This window comes from Paenibacillus sp. y28 (assembly GCF_037137075.1).
Classification (GTDB): domain Bacteria; phylum Bacillota; class Bacilli; order Paenibacillales; family NBRC-103111; genus JBBBNV01.
This window is the reverse complement of the sequence record NZ_JBBBNV010000026.1, coordinates 13,121-32,032: the sequence shown is the minus strand read 5'-3', so window position 1 is coordinate 32,032 and position 18,912 is coordinate 13,121. Positions and strand designations below refer to the sequence as shown.

At 47.4% G+C, this 18,912-nt stretch carries 32 protein-coding genes; all 32 read left to right on the top strand.

Features of this window, described 5'->3' with window-relative positions; genetic code table 11:
- The first annotated feature begins 75 nt into the window (after window positions 1-75).
- Window positions 76-546 carry a 30S ribosomal protein S7 gene (gene rpsG, locus WBG83_RS18010; protein WP_336746668.1) on the top strand — a complete coding sequence of 157 codons (471 nt, stop codon included), beginning with the start codon at window positions 76-78 and terminating at the stop codon, window positions 544-546.
- Window positions 547-593: 47 nt separating this feature from the next.
- The gene (gene fusA, locus WBG83_RS18005) at window positions 594-2,669 is read left to right on the top strand and encodes an elongation factor G (RefSeq protein WP_336746667.1); all 2,076 of its coding nucleotides are present in this window, start codon (window positions 594-596) and stop codon (window positions 2,667-2,669) included.
- Window positions 2,670-2,702: 33 nt separating this feature from the next.
- Entirely contained in the window at window positions 2,703-3,893 is a 1,191-nt protein-coding gene (gene tuf / locus WBG83_RS18000) for an elongation factor Tu (RefSeq protein WP_336746666.1), read from the top strand.
- A 398-nt stretch (window positions 3,894-4,291) separates the two neighbouring features.
- Window positions 4,292-4,603: a 30S ribosomal protein S10 gene (rpsJ, locus tag WBG83_RS17995; protein WP_336746665.1), complete on the top strand. Its 312-nt coding sequence runs from the start codon at window positions 4,292-4,294 to the stop codon at window positions 4,601-4,603.
- Between the two features lie 48 nt (window positions 4,604-4,651).
- A complete protein-coding gene (gene rplC / locus WBG83_RS17990) occupies window positions 4,652-5,278 on the top strand; it encodes a 50S ribosomal protein L3 (RefSeq protein ID WP_336746664.1) in 627 nt (208 codons plus the stop codon).
- A 29-nt stretch (window positions 5,279-5,307) separates the two neighbouring features.
- A complete protein-coding gene (gene rplD, locus WBG83_RS17985) occupies window positions 5,308-5,931 on the top strand; it encodes a 50S ribosomal protein L4 (RefSeq protein WP_336746663.1) in 624 nt (207 codons plus the stop codon).
- Window positions 5,931-6,221, top strand: coding sequence for a 50S ribosomal protein L23 (gene rplW / locus WBG83_RS17980; protein ID WP_336746662.1), 291 nt, complete (start codon window positions 5,931-5,933; stop codon window positions 6,219-6,221). The genes rplD and rplW overlap by 1 nt, the downstream gene beginning before the upstream one ends.
- Window positions 6,222-6,277: 56 nt before the next feature.
- Window positions 6,278-7,108 carry a 50S ribosomal protein L2 gene (gene rplB / locus WBG83_RS17975; RefSeq protein ID WP_336746661.1) on the top strand — a complete coding sequence of 277 codons (831 nt, stop codon included), beginning with the start codon at window positions 6,278-6,280 and terminating at the stop codon, window positions 7,106-7,108.
- A 38-nt stretch (window positions 7,109-7,146) separates the two neighbouring features.
- Window positions 7,147-7,425, top strand: coding sequence for a 30S ribosomal protein S19 (rpsS, locus tag WBG83_RS17970; protein ID WP_336746659.1), 279 nt, complete (start codon window positions 7,147-7,149; stop codon window positions 7,423-7,425).
- Window positions 7,426-7,481: 56 nt separating this feature from the next.
- Entirely contained in the window at window positions 7,482-7,814 is a 333-nt protein-coding gene (gene rplV / locus WBG83_RS17965; RefSeq protein WP_336746658.1) for a 50S ribosomal protein L22, read from the top strand.
- 13 nt (window positions 7,815-7,827) lie between these two features.
- Entirely contained in the window at window positions 7,828-8,493 is a 666-nt protein-coding gene (gene rpsC, locus WBG83_RS17960) for a 30S ribosomal protein S3 (protein ID WP_336746657.1), read from the top strand.
- A gap of 2 nt (window positions 8,494-8,495) precedes the next feature.
- Window positions 8,496-8,930, top strand: a complete 435-nt coding sequence (rplP, locus tag WBG83_RS17955; RefSeq protein ID WP_336746656.1) for a 50S ribosomal protein L16 — start codon at window positions 8,496-8,498, stop codon at window positions 8,928-8,930.
- Window positions 8,920-9,120, top strand: a complete 201-nt coding sequence (gene rpmC, locus WBG83_RS17950) for a 50S ribosomal protein L29 (protein ID WP_336746655.1) — start codon at window positions 8,920-8,922, stop codon at window positions 9,118-9,120. The genes rplP and rpmC overlap by 11 nt, the downstream gene beginning before the upstream one ends.
- A gap of 68 nt (window positions 9,121-9,188) precedes the next feature.
- The gene (gene rpsQ, locus WBG83_RS17945; protein ID WP_336746654.1) at window positions 9,189-9,449 is read left to right on the top strand and encodes a 30S ribosomal protein S17; all 261 of its coding nucleotides are present in this window, start codon (window positions 9,189-9,191) and stop codon (window positions 9,447-9,449) included.
- Window positions 9,450-9,480: 31 nt separating this feature from the next.
- Window positions 9,481-9,849 carry a 50S ribosomal protein L14 gene (gene rplN, locus WBG83_RS17940; RefSeq protein ID WP_336746653.1) on the top strand — a complete coding sequence of 123 codons (369 nt, stop codon included), beginning with the start codon at window positions 9,481-9,483 and terminating at the stop codon, window positions 9,847-9,849.
- Between the two features lie 50 nt (window positions 9,850-9,899).
- Window positions 9,900-10,253 (top strand): 50S ribosomal protein L24, encoded by a 354-nt coding sequence (gene rplX / locus WBG83_RS17935; protein WP_336746652.1) that lies wholly within the window; start codon window positions 9,900-9,902, stop codon window positions 10,251-10,253.
- 33 nt (window positions 10,254-10,286) lie between these two features.
- Window positions 10,287-10,829 carry a 50S ribosomal protein L5 gene (gene rplE, locus WBG83_RS17930; protein WP_336746651.1) on the top strand — a complete coding sequence of 181 codons (543 nt, stop codon included), beginning with the start codon at window positions 10,287-10,289 and terminating at the stop codon, window positions 10,827-10,829.
- A gap of 33 nt (window positions 10,830-10,862) precedes the next feature.
- Window positions 10,863-11,048 (top strand): type Z 30S ribosomal protein S14, encoded by a 186-nt coding sequence (locus WBG83_RS17925; protein ID WP_113022649.1) that lies wholly within the window; start codon window positions 10,863-10,865, stop codon window positions 11,046-11,048.
- Between the two features lie 30 nt (window positions 11,049-11,078).
- Window positions 11,079-11,477 carry a 30S ribosomal protein S8 gene (gene rpsH, locus WBG83_RS17920; RefSeq protein ID WP_336746649.1) on the top strand — a complete coding sequence of 133 codons (399 nt, stop codon included), beginning with the start codon at window positions 11,079-11,081 and terminating at the stop codon, window positions 11,475-11,477.
- 29 nt (window positions 11,478-11,506) lie between these two features.
- Window positions 11,507-12,049, top strand: coding sequence for a 50S ribosomal protein L6 (gene rplF, locus WBG83_RS17915; protein ID WP_336746648.1), 543 nt, complete (start codon window positions 11,507-11,509; stop codon window positions 12,047-12,049).
- Between the two features lie 68 nt (window positions 12,050-12,117).
- Entirely contained in the window at window positions 12,118-12,486 is a 369-nt protein-coding gene (rplR, locus tag WBG83_RS17910) for a 50S ribosomal protein L18 (protein ID WP_336746647.1), read from the top strand.
- 24 nt (window positions 12,487-12,510) lie between these two features.
- Window positions 12,511-13,008: a 30S ribosomal protein S5 gene (rpsE, locus tag WBG83_RS17905; protein ID WP_336746646.1), complete on the top strand. Its 498-nt coding sequence runs from the start codon at window positions 12,511-12,513 to the stop codon at window positions 13,006-13,008.
- A gap of 11 nt (window positions 13,009-13,019) precedes the next feature.
- On the top strand, window positions 13,020-13,202 hold the full coding sequence (gene rpmD, locus WBG83_RS17900) for a 50S ribosomal protein L30 (protein ID WP_336746645.1): 183 nt from the start codon (window positions 13,020-13,022) through the stop codon (window positions 13,200-13,202).
- A 44-nt stretch (window positions 13,203-13,246) separates the two neighbouring features.
- Window positions 13,247-13,687: a 50S ribosomal protein L15 gene (gene rplO / locus WBG83_RS17895; protein WP_336746644.1), complete on the top strand. Its 441-nt coding sequence runs from the start codon at window positions 13,247-13,249 to the stop codon at window positions 13,685-13,687.
- Window positions 13,687-14,991, top strand: a complete 1,305-nt coding sequence (gene secY / locus WBG83_RS17890; RefSeq protein WP_336746643.1) for a preprotein translocase subunit SecY — start codon at window positions 13,687-13,689, stop codon at window positions 14,989-14,991. The genes rplO and secY overlap by 1 nt, the downstream gene beginning before the upstream one ends.
- A 133-nt stretch (window positions 14,992-15,124) precedes the next feature.
- Entirely contained in the window at window positions 15,125-15,775 is a 651-nt protein-coding gene (locus WBG83_RS17885; protein WP_336746642.1) for an adenylate kinase, read from the top strand.
- Window position 15,776: 1 nt separating this feature from the next.
- Window positions 15,777-16,547: a type I methionyl aminopeptidase gene (gene map / locus WBG83_RS17880; protein ID WP_336746640.1), complete on the top strand. Its 771-nt coding sequence runs from the start codon at window positions 15,777-15,779 to the stop codon at window positions 16,545-16,547.
- Between the two features lie 306 nt (window positions 16,548-16,853).
- Complete coding sequence (infA, locus tag WBG83_RS17875; protein WP_010279644.1) at window positions 16,854-17,072, top strand: translation initiation factor IF-1; 219 nt, start codon at window positions 16,854-16,856, stop codon at window positions 17,070-17,072.
- 94 nt (window positions 17,073-17,166) lie between these two features.
- Window positions 17,167-17,280 carry a 50S ribosomal protein L36 gene (gene rpmJ / locus WBG83_RS17870; protein WP_003333770.1) on the top strand — a complete coding sequence of 38 codons (114 nt, stop codon included), beginning with the start codon at window positions 17,167-17,169 and terminating at the stop codon, window positions 17,278-17,280.
- 20 nt (window positions 17,281-17,300) lie between these two features.
- Window positions 17,301-17,669 (top strand): 30S ribosomal protein S13, encoded by a 369-nt coding sequence (rpsM, locus tag WBG83_RS17865; RefSeq protein ID WP_336746639.1) that lies wholly within the window; start codon window positions 17,301-17,303, stop codon window positions 17,667-17,669.
- 18 nt (window positions 17,670-17,687) lie between these two features.
- A complete protein-coding gene (rpsK, locus tag WBG83_RS17860) occupies window positions 17,688-18,086 on the top strand; it encodes a 30S ribosomal protein S11 (protein WP_336746638.1) in 399 nt (132 codons plus the stop codon).
- A 129-nt stretch (window positions 18,087-18,215) separates the two neighbouring features.
- Window positions 18,216-18,912, top strand: a 697-nt coding sequence (locus tag WBG83_RS17855) for a DNA-directed RNA polymerase subunit alpha (RefSeq protein WP_336746637.1), incomplete at its 3' end; no start/stop codon positions are given.

The following is an 18,912-nucleotide window of genomic DNA, read 5'->3' as shown; positions in this document are numbered from 1 at the left end:
ATACGGAACAAAGCGTCCTAAAGTTAAAAAATAATATCCGATTAAGGATGAACTATTCGAGAAAGGGGGATAACAATGCCTCGTAAAGGTCCTGTAACCCGTAGAGACGTACTTCCAGATCCGATTTTTAATAGTAAAATGGTCACTCGCCTCATCAACCGTATCATGATTGACGGTAAAAGAGGTGCAGCACAAACCATTCTGTATGATGCCTTTGATAAAATCAAAGATCGCACAGGTAAAGATTCGATGGAAGTTTTCGAACAAGCAATGAAAAACATTATGCCCGTACTGGAAGTTAAAGCTCGCCGTGTAGGTGGTGCTAACTATCAGGTTCCGATCGAAGTTAAACCAGAGCGCCGTACAACGCTTGCTCTGCGTTGGCTCGTAAACTATTCTCGTCTTCGCGGTGAGAAAACGATGGAGGAGCGTCTTGCTTCCGAAATCATCGACGCTAGCAACAACACTGGCGCATCCGTGAAAAAACGTGAAGATACACACAAAATGGCTGAAGCTAATAAGGCTTTTGCACATTACCGCTGGTAATAGTAAAATGTGGATGAGGTCACTCATCCTGAAAGGAGACAATACTAATGGCAAGAGAGTTCTCCTTAAAAGATACGCGTAATATCGGGATCATGGCACATATTGATGCTGGTAAAACCACGACAACAGAGCGTATCCTGTACTACACAGGCCGTGTACACAAAATCGGTGAGGTCCATGAAGGGGCCGCAACGATGGACTGGATGGAACAGGAGCAAGAGCGTGGGATTACGATTACTTCCGCTGCGACAACTGCGCAATGGGATGGTCACCGCATCAATATCATCGATACCCCGGGACACGTTGACTTTACCGTAGAGGTAGAGCGTTCCCTGCGCGTACTCGACGGAGCTGTAGCAGTATTCAGCGCGAAAGAGGGCGTTGAACCACAGTCCGAAACCGTTTGGAGACAAGCGGATCGTTACGGTGTTCCTCGTATCGCATATGTAAACAAAATGGATATCATCGGTGCGGACTTCCTCGCGGCTGTTCAATCCATGAAAGACCGTTTGGGTGCAAATGCGGTGCCAATTCAGCTGCCTATGGGCGCTGAGAATGACTTCATCGGTATCATTGACCTGGTAGAACAAGTCGCTTATATTTACAAGGATGACCTCGGTAAAGATATCGAAAAAGCCGAGATTCCGGCTGAATATAAGAGCCAAGTTGATGAGCTTCGCAACCAACTCGTTGAGAAAGTCGCTGAGCTGGACGAAGAACTCACCATGAAGTACCTGGAAGGCGAAGAGATCTCTGTTGATGAGATCAAAGCCGCTTTGCGTAAAGGTGTAATCTCGACTAAGATTTTCCCTGCGATTTGTGGGTCTTCCTACAAAAACAAAGGGATTCAGCTCATGATGGACGCGGTTGTTTCTTACCTGCCTGCTCCGACTGATGTTCCTGATATTAAAGGAACTCTTGACGACGGTACGGAAACTGTCCGCAAATCCTCTGACGAAGAGCCGTTCGCTGCTCTTGCGTTCAAAATCATGACTGACCCGTTCGTAGGTAAACTGACGTTCTTCCGTGTGTACTCCGGGGTGCTTCAATCCGGTTCCTACGTGCTTAATGCCACTAAAGGCAAGCGCGAGCGGATCGGCCGTATCCTGCAGATGCATGCGAACAGCCGTCAGGAAATCAGCGAGGTTTATGCTGGTGATATCGCTGCTGCGGTAGGTTTGAAGGATACCATTACTGGGGATACGCTCTGCGATGAGAAAAACCCTGTAATTCTGGAATCCATGAACTTTCCTGAGCCGGTCATTCACTTGGCAATCGAGCCAAAAACAAAAGCTGACCAAGACAAAATGGGCGTTGCATTGTCCAAATTGTCTGAAGAGGATCCTACCTTCAGCGCGCACACGGATGAAGAAACTGGCCAAACTATCATCGGTGGTATGGGTGAGCTTCACCTTGAAATCATCGTTGACCGTATGCGCCGTGAATTCAAAGTGGAAACGAATGTTGGTAGCCCGCAGGTTGCTTATCGTGAGACATTCCGCACCCCTGCAAAAGTGGAAGGCAAATTTGTTCGTCAATCCGGCGGACGCGGTCAATACGGTCACGTATGGATCGAGTTTGAACCACAAGAAGCAGGCGCAGGCTTCACGTTCGAGAACAAAATCGTGGGTGGCGTAGTACCAAGAGAGTACATTGCTCCGGTACAAGCTGGTATTGAAGAAGCGATGAAAAACGGTGTCCTTGCCGGATTCCCGCTTGTTGATATCAAAGCAACCATCGTTGATGGTTCCTACCATGACGTTGACTCCTCGGAGATGGCGTTTAAAATCGCGGCTTCCATGGCATTGAAAGCAGCAAAAGACAAATGTAATCCGGTTATTCTTGAGCCGATTATGAAAGTCGAAGTTACAGTCCCAGAAGAATACATGGGCGACGTTATGGGCGACCTGAACTCCCGCCGCGGACGTATCGAAGGTATGGATGCTCGTGCCGGTGCACAAGTTATCCGCTCCAAGGTGCCTCTCTCCGAGATGTTTGGTTACTCCACAACTTTGCGTTCCAGAACGCAAGGTCGCGGCGTGTACTCGATGGAGATTTCCCATTATGAAGAAGTGCCTAAGTCCATTGCGGAAGCAATTATCGCAAAAAACAAAGGCGCCTAATATAAACGCTAATCTAAGGAGGAATAGTTTACAATGGCAAAGGCTAAGTTTGAACGTAATAAACCACACGTAAACATTGGTACCATCGGTCACGTTGACCACGGTAAAACAACCCTGACTGCAGCAATCACTACCGTTCTTTCGAAAAAATACGGTGGCGCAGCAGTAGCATTCGATCAAATCGATAAAGCTCCAGAAGAGCGCGAGCGCGGTATCACTATCTCCACCGCTCACGTTGAGTACGAAACTCCTAACCGTCACTACGCTCACGTAGACTGCCCAGGCCACGCTGACTATGTTAAAAACATGATCACTGGTGCTGCTCAAATGGACGGCGCTATCCTGGTTGTATCCGCAGCTGACGGCCCAATGCCGCAAACTCGCGAGCACATCCTGTTGTCCCGTCAAGTAGGCGTTCCTTACATCGTTGTATTCTTGAACAAATGCGACATGGTTGAAGACGCTGAACTGCTTGAGCTGGTTGAAATGGAAGTTCGCGACCTGTTGAACGAATATGAGTTCCCAGGCGATGACACTCCAATCATCCAAGGTTCCGCTCGTGAAGCGCTTCAAAACCCTGATGGCGAGTGGGCTGACAAAATCGTTGAGCTCTTCGAGCAAATCGATACTTATATCCCAACTCCAGAGCGCGATGTAGACAAACCGTTCCTGATGCCTGTTGAGGACGTGTTCACAATCACTGGTCGTGGTACTGTTGCTACTGGCCGTGTAGAGCGTGGTCTTGTTAAAGTGGGCGACGAGGTTGAAATCGTTGGTCTGGCTGAAGAAACTAAAAAATGCGTTGTTACAGGCGTTGAGATGTTCCGTAAGCTTCTGGATCAAGCTCAAGCTGGTGACAACATCGGCGCACTGCTTCGTGGTGTAGACCGTAAAGAAATTGAGCGCGGCCAAGTATTGGCGAAAGTGAACTCCGTTAAGCCACACACGAACTTCACTGCTCAAATCTACGTTCTGACTAAAGAAGAGGGTGGCCGTCATAAGCCTTTCTTCACAGGCTACCGTCCACAATTCTACTTCCGTACAACTGACGTAACTGGTATCATCAACCTGCCAGAAGGCACTGAGATGGTTATGCCAGGCGACAACATCACTGTTACGGTTGACCTGATTTCTTCTATCGCTATCGAAGAAGGAACTCGTTTCGCGATTCGCGAAGGCGGCCGTACTGTTGGTGCAGGCGCAGTTGCAACAATCGTGAAGTAATTAACTTCAATAACAAACCCCCTCGTTCCTTAGTGAATGAGGGGGTTTGTTATTTTAAGCTGATGCCTTAACAAACACAGTGTTACGGCATAAGTTGCTTGGAGTTTAATTGTGAACCAGTATAAGGCGGACAGCTGCCTGAATAGAGAAAAAGCGTGCTTTGGAACAAGCGCTGAATTATTTTTGCTGGGTCACGGCTTTTGCATGAATTTAGCAAACATTTTTCTTGCTTTCATAGATGGTTTTATTATATAATAGTGAACGTTGGTCTGTGACGTTGCGATGATGCGAGAGGTTGCTGACACACCCGGCTCCTTTGCCATGAGGCGCAGGTGCTGCCAGAGAATTTTCGCGGAGTATGTCCGATTATAAATTGGGCGATAGAAGGAGGGACTTATATGGCAAAGAAACAAAAAATTCGTATCCGCTTGAAAGCTTACGATCACCGTGTGCTTGATCAATCCGCAGAAAAAATTGTGGAAACAGCAAAACGTACCGGTGCGGGTGTATCTGGACCGATTCCGCTTCCAACTGAGAAGCAAATCATTACGATTCTCCGTGCTGTGCACAAGTACAAGGATTCTCGCGAACAGTTTGAGATGAGAACTCACAAACGTTTGATTGACATCGTCAATCCGACGCCTCAAACCGTTGATGCGCTGATGCGTCTTGATCTGCCGTCTGGCGTTGATATTGAAATTAAGCTGTAATCCGAATAAACGAACACTACCAGTAAGATGAAGAAAAGAGGTGTCAACATGAAAGGTATCTTAGGTAAAAAACTGGGAATGACTCAAGTATTTACAGCTGAAGGTAACGTGGTGCCGGTAACGGTCATCCAGGCTGGTCCTTGCGTTGTTCTGCAGAAGAAAGACCAAGAAAACGACGGTTACGAAGCGATTCAAATCGGTTTTGACGATAAGAAAGAATCGAGAGCGACGAAACCTGAAATCGGCCATGCTAAAAAAGCAAATGCCGCACCTAAGCGCTACGTGAAAGAGATCCGTGGCATTAACTTAGGGGAATACGAAGTTGGCCAGGAGCTCAAAGTTGACCTTTTTGCAGAAGGCGAACTTGTTGACATTACAGGAACTTCCAAAGGTAAAGGTTACCAAGGTTCGATTAAACGCCATGGTCTTTCCCGCGGTCCTATGTCTCACGGTTCCAAGTATCACCGCGGTTCCGGTTCGCTTGCAATCACTAAAGAAGCAAACCGTGTTCCAAAAGGTAAAAAACTGCCAGGACAAATGGGTAACGAAACCATTACGATTCAGAAGCTTCAAATCGTTCGCATCGATGCTGAACGTAACATTCTTCTGGTTAAAGGTTCCATTCCAGGTCCGGATAATTCATACGTAACCGTTAAAGCAACGGTGAAGAAATAATTTAAGGAAACGGGAAAGGAGGATATCAAATGCCAAAAGTAGCACTGTATAATGTGAGCGGCTCGCAAGTGGGTGAAATCGAATTGGCGGATGCAGTATTCGGAATTGAGCCGAATGCACACGTCCTCAATGAAGCGGTTTTGCTGCAAAGAGCATCGCAACGTCAAGGTACGCACAAAGTAAAAGGTCGCTCGGAAGTCCGTGGCGGCGGTCGTAAGCCTTGGAAACAAAAAGGAACTGGCCGCGCACGTCAAGGTAGTATTCGTTCGCCGCAATGGAAAGGTGGCGGTATCGTATTCGGACCGACGCCGCGCAGCTACGGATTCAAGCTTCCTAGAAAAGTTCGCCGTTTGGCAATTAAATCGGCTTTGTCTTCGAAAGTTGTTGCAAGCGAGATTATCGTATTGGACCAACTTCAACTGAACGCGCCGAAAACAAAAGAATTTGCAACCATCCTCAACAACCTGAAGGTGGATCGCAAGGCTTTAATCGTGGCAGCAAACTATGATGACAACGTAGCATTGTCCTCGCGCAACATTCCAGGGGTCAAATTCGTTTCCGCTGACGTAATCAACGTACTTGACGTTCTGGTATATGACAAGCTAATCATCACTAAGGATGCTGTACAGAAGGTAGAGGAGGTGCTTGGATAATGAAAAATCCACGCGATATTATCAAGCGCCCGGTAATCACCGAACGCACTTCTGAATTGATGAACGAGAAAAAATACACGTTCGAAGTAGATATTCGTTCCAATAAAACGGAAATCAAATACGCTATCGAGCAAATTTTCAAAGTGAAAGTAACAAACGTGAACACGCTCAGAATGCCTGCTAAACCGAAGCGCTATGGCCGTCATTCCGGATATACTTCCGAGTGGAAAAAAGCGATTGTTACACTTAGCGCAGACAGCAAAGAGCTGGAGTTCTTTGAGACTGTGTAAGACGAGTATGTTGAAATGAGCTTTGCTGAATGCAAAGCGCAGAGGAGGGAATCCAAGTGCCAATTAAAAGCTTTAAGCCGACCTCTCCGGGACGCCGTCAAATGACGGTTTCGACATTCGAAGAAATCACGGCATCCCAGCCGGAGAAATCGTTGCTGGCACCGCTGCACAAAAAAGCCGGCCGCAACAACCAAGGTAAAATCACGACTCGCCACCACGGCGGCGGTCATAAACGTAAATATCGGATTATCGATTTTAAACGCAACAAAGATGGCATTCCAGGACGCGTTGCTACTATTGAGTACGACCCGAACCGTACTGCCAACATCGCATTGATTAACTACGCTGATGGTGAGAAACGTTACATTTTGGCGCCGAAAGGCCTGAAAGTAAATGACGTTATCACATCCGGTCCTAATTCCGACATCAAAATCGGTAACGCATTGCCATTGGAAAACATTCCAGTTGGTACAGTTATCCACAACATTGAGCTGAAGCCAGGCAAGGGCGGACAAATGGTTCGTGCTGCTGGTACAGAAGCGCAACTGCTGGGTAAAGAAGATGTGTACGTGACAATTCGCCTTACTTCCGGTGAAGTTCGTAAAGTGTTGAAGGTTTGCCGCGCAACCATCGGTTCCGTAGGTAACGAAGACCACGAGCTGATTTCCATCGGTAAAGCAGGCCGCAGCCGCTGGTTGGGCAAACGTCCTGAAGTCCGCGGGGTAGTAATGAACCCGAACGATCACCCTCACGGTGGTGGTGAAGGCCGCGCGCCAATCGGACGCAAATCGCCTATGTCTCCTTGGGGCAAGCCGACCCTTGGTTACAAAACTCGTAAGAAAAACAAAGCTTCCAATAAATATATCGTTCGTCGCCGCACGAAGTAATGACGAGCGTAAGCTAGGTTGAGAAGGGAGGACAATCCATGGGACGCAGTTTGAAAAAAGGGCCATTTGTAGATGACCACTTGATGAAAAAAGTCGATACCATGAACGATTCCGGTAAGAAGGTTGTAATTAAAACCTGGTCTCGCCGCTCGACCATTTTTCCACAATTCGTTGGTCACACTTTCGCTGTTTATGACGGCAGAAAGCACGTGCCAGTGTATGTAACGGAAGATATGGTTGGACACAAGCTCGGCGAGTTTGCTCCGACTCGGACCTACAAAGGTCACGATGACGATAAAAAGACCGGTAAACGATAAGAACATATACAGATTGATGGGGTTGAAACACTCCATTGCTGAGAGGAGGTACATCCATGCAAGCTAAAGCTATTGCAAGACACGTGCGCATTGCTCCACGTAAAGTTCGTTTGGTCGTTGACTTGATCCGCGGCAAACAAGTTGGTGAAGCAATTGCTATTTTGCGCCACACTCCTAGAGCGGCATCCCCGATCGTAGAGAAGGTGCTTAATTCCGCTATCGCAAATGCGGAGCATAACCTCTCGCTGGATCCGAACAAACTGGTGATTAGCGAAGTGTTTGTGGACGGCGGTTCAACAATGAAACGATTCCAGCCGCATGCGCAAGGTCGCGCATTCAGCATTTTAAAACGTACCAGCCATATTACTGTAGTGGTATCTGAGAAATAAGGAGGGAAGACGTGTGGGACAAAAGGTAAGTCCGGTAGGCTTAAGGATTGGCATCATTCGTGACTGGGAGTCCAAATGGTATGCGGATAAGGACTTCGGTACGCTCTTGATGGAAGACGTAAAAATTCGTGAATACCTTAAAGGCAAGCTGAAAGAGTCGGCGGTTTCCCGTATCGACATTGAGCGCGCAGCAAACCGCGTAAACGTGACGATTAACACTGCGAAACCAGGTATGGTAATTGGTAAAGGCGGTTCTGAAGTTGAAAACATCCGTCAATACCTGACCCAACTGACTGGCGGCAAAAAGGTTCACATCAACATCGCTGAAATTAAAACTCCGGATCTGGATGCAACGCTGGTTGCTGAAAGCATCGCTCAACAATTGGAACGCCGTGTTTCGTTCCGTCGTGCTATGAAACAAGCAATCCAAAGAACGATGAGATCCGGTGCTAAAGGGATTAAAACTTCGGTTAGCGGACGTCTGGGCGGCGCTGAAATTGCCCGTACCGAAGGTTATAGCGAAGGAACAGTACCGCTTCATACGCTTCGTGCGGATATCGATTATGGCACAGCAGAGGCGCACACTACGTACGGACGTATCGGTGTAAAAGTATGGATTTATCGCGGTGAAGTTCTCCCGACTGCTAAGAAGAAAGCTGTTCAGGAAGGAGGAAACTAATCATGTTGTTGCCAAAACGCGTCAAACACCGCAAAGAACATCGCGGTAAAATGAAAGGCCGTGCTAAAGGCGGCACGGAAGTGGCATTCGGCGAATACGGTTTGCAGGCTGTTGAGCCGGCTTGGGTAACCAACCGTCAAATCGAAGCTGCTCGTATTGCAATGACCCGTTACATCAAACGGGGCGGTAAAGTATGGATTAAAATTTTCCCTGCGAAGCCAATCACCCAAAAACCTCTTGAGGTGCGGATGGGTAGCGGTAAAGGTAACGTTGAGAAATGGGTTGCTGTGGTTAAGCCAGGCAAAATCTTGTTTGAGCTGGCCGGGGTGAGTGAAGAAATCGCTCGCGAAGCGATGCGTCTTGCTTCTCACAAGCTCCCAATCAAAACGAAGTTCGTTAAACGTGAAGAACTGGGCGGTGAAGCAAATGAAAGCTAGTGAGTTTCGTAACTTAACCACTGCTGAGATTGAACAAAAAATCTCCGGTTTCAAAGAAGAATTGTTCAACCTTCGTTTTCAACTGGCGACAGGACAACTCGACAACCCGGTTCGTATTCGCGAAGTTCGTAAAGAAATTGCTCGTGCAAAAACCGTTGTTAGAGAAAGAGAACTGGGTATCATTAGCTGATAGCCCTCTCCACATTCCTGTAACGGTACGTTCAGCCTGAGGATTGAACTATGAAGGGAGGATAAGGTATGGAACGCAATGAACGCAAAGTGCAAATCGGCAAAGTAGTCAGCGATAAAATGGACAAAACGATTGTTGTATCCGTTGAAACATACAAAAAGCACTCTTTGTATCACAAACGGATTAAATATACGAAGAAATTCAAAGCGCATGACGAGAATAACGAAGCACAAATCGGGGATACTGTGAAAATTATGGAAACCCGCCCGTTGTCGAAGGACAAACGCTTCAGACTCGTTGAAATCGTAGAAAAAGCTGTGCTCGTGTAAGCTTGCATGAACCCGAAAGGAGGGAACATAGGTGGTACAACCATTTACTCGATTAGTTTCTGCTGATAATTCCGGTGCAAAGAAATTGATGTGCATCCGTGTGTTGGGCGGTACTGGCCGTCGCGTAGGACACATCGGTGACTTGATTATCTGCTCCGTCAAAGAAGCAACACCTGGCGGCGTTGTCAAGAAAGGTGACGTTGTTAAGGCGGTTATCGTTCGGACCAAAAGCGGAGCAAGACGTAAAGATGGTTCTTACATTAAGTTTGATGAGAATGCGGCAGTTATCGTGAAAGAAGATAAAAGCCCGCGCGGTACCCGTATTTTCGGACCGGTTGCTCGTGAACTTCGTGACAAGGACTTCATGAAAATCGTATCGCTCGCGCCTGAAGTGATTTAATGATGATCTTTCGCGGGGCTGCTTTGGCCCAAGCTTAGGAGGTGCAACAGATGCCAAAAACGAAGAAGAAGCTCGAATCCCATAACAATACACTGCACGTGAAAAAAGACGATACCGTTATCGTCATCAGCGGTAAAGACAAAGGGAAAAAAGGCCGTGTTATCGCAGCCTACCCACGTCAAAACCGAGTGCTGGTTGAAGGTGTAAACATGATCAAGAAGCATGCGAAACCATCTCCAACTAACCCGCAAGGCGGAATTCTTGACCAAGAAGCTCCGATTCATGTTTCGAACGTTATGCACGTGGATCCAAAGAACGGCAAACCGACTCGTATCGGTTACAAAGTATTGGATAACGGCAAAAAAGTACGCGTAGCCAAACAATCTGGCGAAGTTATCGATTAATCGCCCGTGACGGAAAGGAGGTAACATTCAACCATGGCAGCAAGAATGAAGGACCGCTTTTTAAACGAAATCACTCCTGCTCTGATGCAGAAGTTCAGCTATACAACGGTGATGCAAGTTCCGAAAATCGAGAAAGTCGTTATCAATATGGGGGTAGGCGATGCAGCCGGTAACTCCAAATTGCTCGACGCCGCTGTTCAGGATCTGCAAATCATCGCCGGTCAAAAGCCGGTTGTAACAAAAGCTAAAAAATCCATCGCTGGTTTCAAATTGCGTGAGGGTATGCCAATCGGCGTTAAAGTTACTCTGCGCGGCGAGCGTATGTATCACTTTTTGGACAAATTGTTCAACGTCGCTCTTCCACGTGTTCGTGACTTCCGCGGTGTATCGACTAAAGCTTTTGACGGACGTGGTAACTACACGCTCGGTCTGAAAGAACAGTTGATTTTCCCGGAAATCGAGTATGACAAAGTGGATAAAGTTCGCGGTATGGACATTGTCATTGTCACCACGGCCCAAAACGATGAAGAATCTCGTGAGCTTTTAGTTCAATTGGGAATGCCGTTCACGAAATAAGAACGATTCTGTGAAATCGGAGGTGTAAAAGAAGTGGCCAAAACTTCGATGAAGATTAAGCAGCAGCGCGCGCCGAAATTCAAGGTGCAAGCTTATACTCGCTGCGAGCGTTGCGGACGTCCGCACTCTGTATTGCGTAAATTCAAAATTTGCCGGATTTGTTTCCGCGAATTGGCATATAAAGGTCAAATTCCAGGTGTCAAAAAAGCAAGCTGGTAATTAGCCCACATCGGGAAGGAGGTACGAGGTATGGTAATGTCAGATCCAATTGCAGATATGCTTACTCGCATTCGTAATGCGAATGTCGTTCGTCACGAAACGGTGGAAATTCCATCTTCTAACATTAAGAAGGACATCACTGAAATCCTTAAAAAAGAGGGCTTCATCCGTGATGCGGAATATGTCGACGACAACAAACAAGGGATTATCCGTATCTTTTTGAAATACGGCCCGAACAATGAGCGTGTCATCTCCGGATTGAAACGCATCAGCAAACCGGGTTTGCGTGTATACACAAAAAGCCAGGAAGTTCCTAAAGTGCTCGGAGGTTTGGGGATTGCAATCATCTCCACATCCAAAGGCGTTATGACTGATAAAGAAGCTCGCCAGAACAAATCCGGCGGCGAAGTAGTTTGCTACGTTTGGTAATCTGCAGCAACAGAACGGAGGTGTAAAGGATGTCACGTATTGGTCGTAAACCAATTGCTGTTCCGGCTGGTGTCGAAGTGAAACTGGATGATGCAGTAATCACTGTGAAAGGCCCGAAAGGAACGCTGAGCCGCGAGCTTCACAAAGATATGAAGCTTGTGATTGAAGGTAACGTAATTGAAGTGCAACGTCCTTCTGATAATAAATTGCACCGTGCGCTGCACGGAACAACTCGCAGTGTTGTCGCTAACATGGTGAACGGGGTTACTGAAGGTTATGCGAAAAACCTGGAGTTGGTTGGTGTCGGTTACCGTGCCAACAAAACTGGCGACAAACTCGTATTGAACGTTGGTTACTCTCATCCGGTTGAATTTACTCCGGAAAATGGGATCGAGTTTGAAGTGCCGGCGAACAACAAAATTACAGTTAAAGGTATCGACAAAGAACTCGTCGGTGCTACAGCTGCTAAAATTCGCGCTGTTCGTGAGCCTGAGCCATACAAAGGCAAAGGGATTAAGTACGAAGGCGAGCGTATCCTCCGTAAAGAGGGTAAAGCTGGTAAGAAGAAATAATAGCAACTTAGGGTTGAAAGCAGGCTAAGGGGCAAAATCCTCTTAGCGGAAAGGGAGTGAACACCCACATGATTACTAAAGCGGATAAAAATAAAGCTCGTAAGAAAAGACATCTGCGTGTACGTAAGAAAATCACTGGTACTGCAGCTCGTCCGAGATTGAACATTTTCCGTTCTTCCAAACACGTGTACGCTCAACTCATCGATGATGTTCAAGGCGTAACAATTGCACAAGCTTCCACTCAAGATAAAGAGTTGAAAGCGGAAGTTTCCAACGGCGGTAACGTAGAAGCTGCCCGCAAGGTTGGAGAGCTGGTTGCAAAACGTGCGAAAGAACAAGGCGTGACCGAAGTCGTTTTCGACCGCGGCGGATATTTGTACCATGGACGTATTCAGGCGCTTGCTGATGCAGCCCGTGAAGCAGGTCTGGAATTCTAAAATCAAACAAAGGAGGTTAAGGACTTGCGCGTAGATCCGAACACTTTAGAACTGACAGAAAAAGTTGTTAATATTAATCGCGTAGCGAAGGTTGTAAAAGGCGGACGTCGTTTCAGCTTCAGCGCACTGGTCGTTGTCGGTGACGGTAACGGTTGGGTAGGCGCTGGTATCGGCAAAGCGGCTGAAGTGCCAGATGCAATTCGTAAAGGTATCGAGGATGCGAAGAAAAATCTGGTTCACGTTCCGCTTGTCGGTACAACCATCCCGCATCTGGTAACAGGTCATTTCGGTGCAGGCCGCGTTCTCTTGAAACCGGCATCCGAAGGTACTGGAGTTATCGCCGGCGGCCCGGTTCGTGCAGTGCTTGAACTGGCTGGCGTAGGCGACATTTTGACCAAGTCCTTGGGTTCTTCGAACTCCATGAACATGGTTAATGCGACTCTGGAAGGCTTGCAGCGTTTGAAGAAAGCTGAAGACGTTGCGAAACTCCGCGGTAAAACTGTGGAAGAGTTGTTAGGTTAGGAGGCAAAACAATGGCTAACCAATTACAAGTTACCCTCAAACGCAGTTTGATCGGTCGTCCGGAAGATCAGCGTGTTACTGTAAACACTCTGGGCCTTCGTAAGATTCGTCAAACTGTTGTCCATAACGACAATCCTGCCATTCGCGGCATGGTTAAAAAAGTACAGCATCTTGTAGAAGTGAAAGAAGTTTAATCCTACACTTCTAACCAAAAGAATATGATAAGGAGGTGCGAACGATGAAATTGCATGAACTTCAGCCAGCTGCTGGTGCCAAGAAAACCCGCAATCGTGTGGGCCGTGGTATCGGTAGCGGTAACGGTAAAACCTCTGGACGTGGTCATAAAGGTCAAAACGCACGTTCCGGTGGTGGCGTTCGTCCGGGCTTTGAAGGTGGACAAAATCCTCTCATCCGTCGTTTGCCGAAACGAGGCTTTGTCAACTTCACCCGTAAAGAGTTTGCGATTGTGAATCTTGATGAGCTGAACCGATTTGCGGCTGGGACAGAAGTTACGCCTGAATTGCTGCTGGAATCCGGGATTGTAAAAAATCCAAAAGACGGTATCAAAATTCTTGGTAACGGTGAAGTGTCCGCTTCTTTAACGGTTAAAGCGAACAAGTTCTCTCAATCTGCGGTAGAGAAAATTCAGGCTGCCGGCGGTAAAACCGAGGTGATCTAATGTTTAGAACACTATCCAACATCATGAAAGTAGACGATCTGAGAAGAAAGATTATTTTTACTCTTTTGGTTCTGATCGTCTATCGGATAGGTGCTTTTATTCCTGTACCAAACATAGACACCGACGTACTGAAGATGATTGACCAGTCCCAAAGCAGTGGCGTTCTAAACCTGCTGAATACGTTCTCCGGCGGCGCCTTGTTCAAATTCTCTATCTTTGCGATGGGAATTATGCCGTACATTACGGCATCGATTATTGTGCAGCTTTTGACAATGGACGTGATTCCGAAGTTTGCACAATGGGCGAAGGAAGGCGAAGTCGGCCGTAAGAAGCTGGCTCAGTTCACACGTTATGGTACAGTCGTGCTTGGTTTAATCCAAGCATATGGTCTTGCCTTCGGGTTCAATCGGTTGTTTAATGTACCTATGGTTAAGGATCCAAGCTTCACAACGTATGCTTTAATCACCATCGTTCTGACAGCGGGTACCTCTTTCTTGATGTGGCTAGGTGAACAAATTACCGAACGCGGAATTGGTAATGGGATATCCATTATTATTTTCGCTGGGATCATCGCTGCTATCCCAACAGGGATGCAGCAAATCTACTTGAAGCTGTTCGTAGACGCGCAGGGAGCCCTCTTCTTGAACATTACCAAAGCGGTGCTTATCCTGATCGTTATCATCCTGATGATTGCTGGGGTTATCTTTGTACAGCAAGGTGTTCGGAAAATTCCGGTTCAGTATGCCAAACGTGTTGTCGGCCGTAAGATGTACGGGGGTCAATCCACGCACATCCCACTGAAAGTCAACGCGGCAGGCGTCATTCCGGTTATTTTCGCGTTATCGCTGCTCGTATTCCCGCCAACCATTGCTCAGTTCTGGGCTGGCAATGCTTTTGCCAACTGGATTATTACGAACATGTCGTATACAGCTCCGTTCGGGATGGTTCTGTATGTCATCCTGATTATCGGATTTACGTATTTCTACACCTTTGTTCAGATGAATCCTGAGCAGATGGCTGACCAAATGAAAAAGAATGGCGGATACATCCCGGGCATTCGTCCTGGTAAAACAACTTCGGTCTATTTGACACGTGTTATGACTCGCATTACGCTGTCTGGCGCGCTGTTCCTTGCCGCGGTTTCGATTATCCCTGTATTTTTCAGCAGCCTTGCAGGTTTGCCGCAATCGGTATCCATTGGTGGAACGTCATTGCTTATCGTCATCGGCGTTGCGCTGGAAACCATGAAGCAAATCGAAAGCCAGTTAATCAAACGTCATTACAAAGGCTTTATTAACAAGTAATATCAGCACAGTTTAGGTTCTGATGGATATTGCGGAACGGATGCAGATTTTCGAAATACCCATTGGTGCCTACTCGTGCTGTTCGTGTCGATAGAACCTTTCCGTATTGGCGGTAAATGGGGGAGGCGCTTCAATGAATATTATTTTCATGGGACCTCCGGGAGCCGGGAAAGGCACACAAGCTCAAACTATTGTTGACGAGTTTCAAATCCCTCATATCTCAACAGGGGATGCATTCCGTTTGGCTATCAAGGAAGGCACGCCGCTTGGAGTGGAAGCTCAGAAATATATGGACCAAGGCTTGCTTGTCCCCGATGAAATTACGATTGGTATCGTCCGTGATCGCTTGCAGCTGGCGGACTGCCAAAAAGGATTTCTGCTCGATGGGTTCCCCAGAACGATATCGCAGGCGGAAGCATTGGATGGCATCGTAGAATCAATGGGGAAACAAATCACCCACGTCATTAATCTGAATGTGGATCGCGGTTTGCTGCTGGCTCGTTTGACAGGCAGACGTGTTTGCAAATCGTGCGGCGCAACGTATCATGTCATGTTTAATCCGCCGGCGGCGGAAAATGTGTGTGATAAATGCTCTGGCCCGCTTATTCAGCGTTCTGACGACACCGAAGAAAAAGTTGGTACCCGTCTTGATGAATATACGAATAAGACGGCGCCGCTGCTGAACTACTACGAAGCGAAGGGCACACTTCGCCAAGTCAATGGCGAGCAAGACATTGATGTAGTCGGCAAACAAATATGTTCCATCTTACGGGGTCAAGCTTAGGATGATAACATGCAAGTCAGAATCCGAGCTTGAACTAATGCGTGTAGCCGGCCGAATTGTTGCGGAAACGCACCTTTTGATGGCGCAAGCCGTGCAGCCCGGTGTGACAACATTAGAGCTGGACCGGATTGCGGAACAATTTATCCGCAGTCAGGGGGCGTATCCTTCGTTCAAGGGATATCACGGTTTTCCTGCTAGTATCTGTGCTTCAGTAAATGATGAGTTGGTGCATGGAATTCCCGGGCCCCGAAAGCTGCAGGACGGCGATATTATCAGCATAGATATCGGCGCGCAGTATAAGGGGTATCATGGTGATTCCGCCTGGACTTATCCCGTTGGACGCATTTCGGAACAAAAGCAAAAGCTTCTCAAGATAACGGAAGAAGCACTTTATGCCGGTATCGCGGAGGTCAAGCCGGGCGCCCGATTGTATTCCATCTCACATGCAATTCAGCAAATTGGAGAGCAAAACGGTTATTCCATCGTCCGCGAATACGCAGGGCATGGCATCGGCCAGTCGCTGCACGAAGACCCGGATGTTCCCAACTACGGACCGTACGGACGTGGTCCCAGTTTGAAGCCAGGCATGGTTCTGGCTATTGAACCGATGTTTATCGAAGGACAGCGCTTTGTGCGTACCCTTGAGGACCAGTGGACTGTAGTGACGAAAGACGGGACATGGTGCACACATTTTGAACACACGGTTGCTATTACTGCCGAGGGATATGAAATATTGACCTTGCCGAGAACGCAGGTGACTCATGGTGGTTGAAAGGAGCAGGGAGCCCCAAATCGGACAGTTCGTCAGAACGCTCCGGGGAAGGGATCATGACAAGTACGCCATCATTGTTCAACTTGTAGACCAGCGATATGTGCTCATTGCCGATGGAAGTAAACGCAAGTTCGATAAACCCAAGCGCAAAAATATACTTCATCTAGAGCTTATGGGTGCTGTTAGCAGTGAGGTTCGAACAAGTCTGCAGGAGAGCGGACGGGTAACCAACGCCAAATTGCGATATGCTTTGAATAGCTTTGTGCAAGCACGGCAATCTGAAGCACAAGAGAAAGGAGAATGACTGTGGCTAAAGAGGATGTCATCGAGGTAGAAGGTACGGTTATCGAGCCTTTGCCGAATGCCATGTTTAAAGTTGAACTCGAGAACGGTCATAAAATTCTGGCTCACGTATCCGGTAAAATCAGAATGCACTTCATTCGCATTTTGCCTGGAGACAAAGTAACGGTGGAGCTTTCCCCTTACGATTTGACCAGAGGCCGGATCACGTACCGATATAAATAAGTAGCGCATAAAGCGGACTTTCGATTCTGGAAAGAAAGCATTCCTTACGAAGACAGCTGCTTTGCAGTGCAAAGCCTGGAGGAGGGTAATAATCATGAAGGTAAGACCGTCGGTCAAACCGATTTGCGAAAAATGCAAAGTCATTCGTCGCAAAGGCAACGTCATGGTAATTTGTGAAAATCCGAAGCATAAGCAAAAACAAGGATAAGAAGGAGGTGCCGTTTAAGAATGGCTCGTATAGCTGGTGTTGACCTGCCTCGTGATAAACGGGTAGAAATTGCTCTGACGTACATTTTCGGGATTGGTAAAACAACCTCCCAAAAAATTATCAGCACAACTGGTATTGATGCAAACACTCGCGTTCGCGATTTGACTGAGGACGAAGTAAGCAAACTTCGTGAAGCAATCGACAAAAACCTGAAGGTTGAAGGCGATCTGCGTCGTGAAATTTCGCTGAACATCAAGCGTCTGATCGAAATCGGCTGCTATCGTGGTGTTCGTCACCGCCGTGGTCTTCCTGTTCGCGGACAACGTACTAAAACAAACGCTCGTACACGCAAAGGCCCTCGTCGTACCGTTGCGAATAAGAAGAAATAATAAGGGGGGAATCCACTAATGGCTAAACCGAAAAAAGCAGCAGTCCGTACTAAACGTCGTGACCGTAAAAATATTGAGTCGGGTGTCGCTCACATTCGCTCGACATTTAACAACACGATTGTGACTATCACTGACCCGCATGGCAATGCGATTTCTTGGGCTAGCTCGGGTAACCTTGGTTTCAAAGGCTCCCGTAAAAGCACGCCGTTCGCAGCTCAAATGGCTGCAGAATCCGCTGCCAAAACAGCAATGGAACATGGCATGAAAACTGTTGAAGTTGTTGTTAAAGGTCCTGGTGCAGGCCGTGAAGCAGCAATCCGTTCGCTTCAAGCCGCTGGCCTTGATGTAAGCATGATTAAAGACGTCACTCCGGTTCCACACAACGGTTGCCGTCCGCCTAAACGTCGTCGTGTCTAATTCATGAAGGAAGCTGTAGTATAAATATTCAAAACATGTGAATAATGGTGTGAAGGATAGGCATACTACAACTTTTGTGTTTTGATTGGATTTCCAGAGGGAAGCGACGTTGAAGGAGGGTTACTCTGAATGATCGAAATCGAAAAGCCAAAGATAGAGACCGTGCAGCTGAGCGAGAACGGTAACTACGGCAAATTCGTGGTCGAGCCGTTAGAGCGCGGCTACGGGACCACTTTGGGAAACTCGTTGCGTCGTATTTTACTGTCTTCTCTTCCCGGAGCGGCTGTAAAATCGGTGCAAATTGATGGTGTGCTTCACGAGTTCTCCACAGTTCCCGGTGTGCTGGAAGATGTTACGGAGATTATCCTTAATCTTAAGGGATTATCGTTAAAAATTCATTCTGACGAAGAAAAAGTGCTCGAAATTGATGCTGAGGGTGAAGGAGTCGTAACCGCAGGGGATATCCGTGCGGACAGTGACGTTGAAATTCTGAATCCTGACCTGCATATTGCTACTCTGGCATCGGACGCCCGTTTGCACATGCGCATCCAGGCTAACCGCGGCAGAGGCTATATTTCGCAGGACAAGAATAAGAAGGAAGACCAACTGATCGGTGTTATTCCGGTAGACTCGATTTACACTCCTATCACACGTGTGAATTACACGGTTGAGAACACTCGCGTCGGTCAGGTTACGAATTACGATAAATTAACCCTCGAAGTCTGGACCGATGGAAGCATTCGTCCTGAAGAAGCAGTAAGTCTCGGCGCCAAGATTTTGACAGAGCATCTGATGCTCTTTGTCGGTTTGACCGATGAGGCCAAAG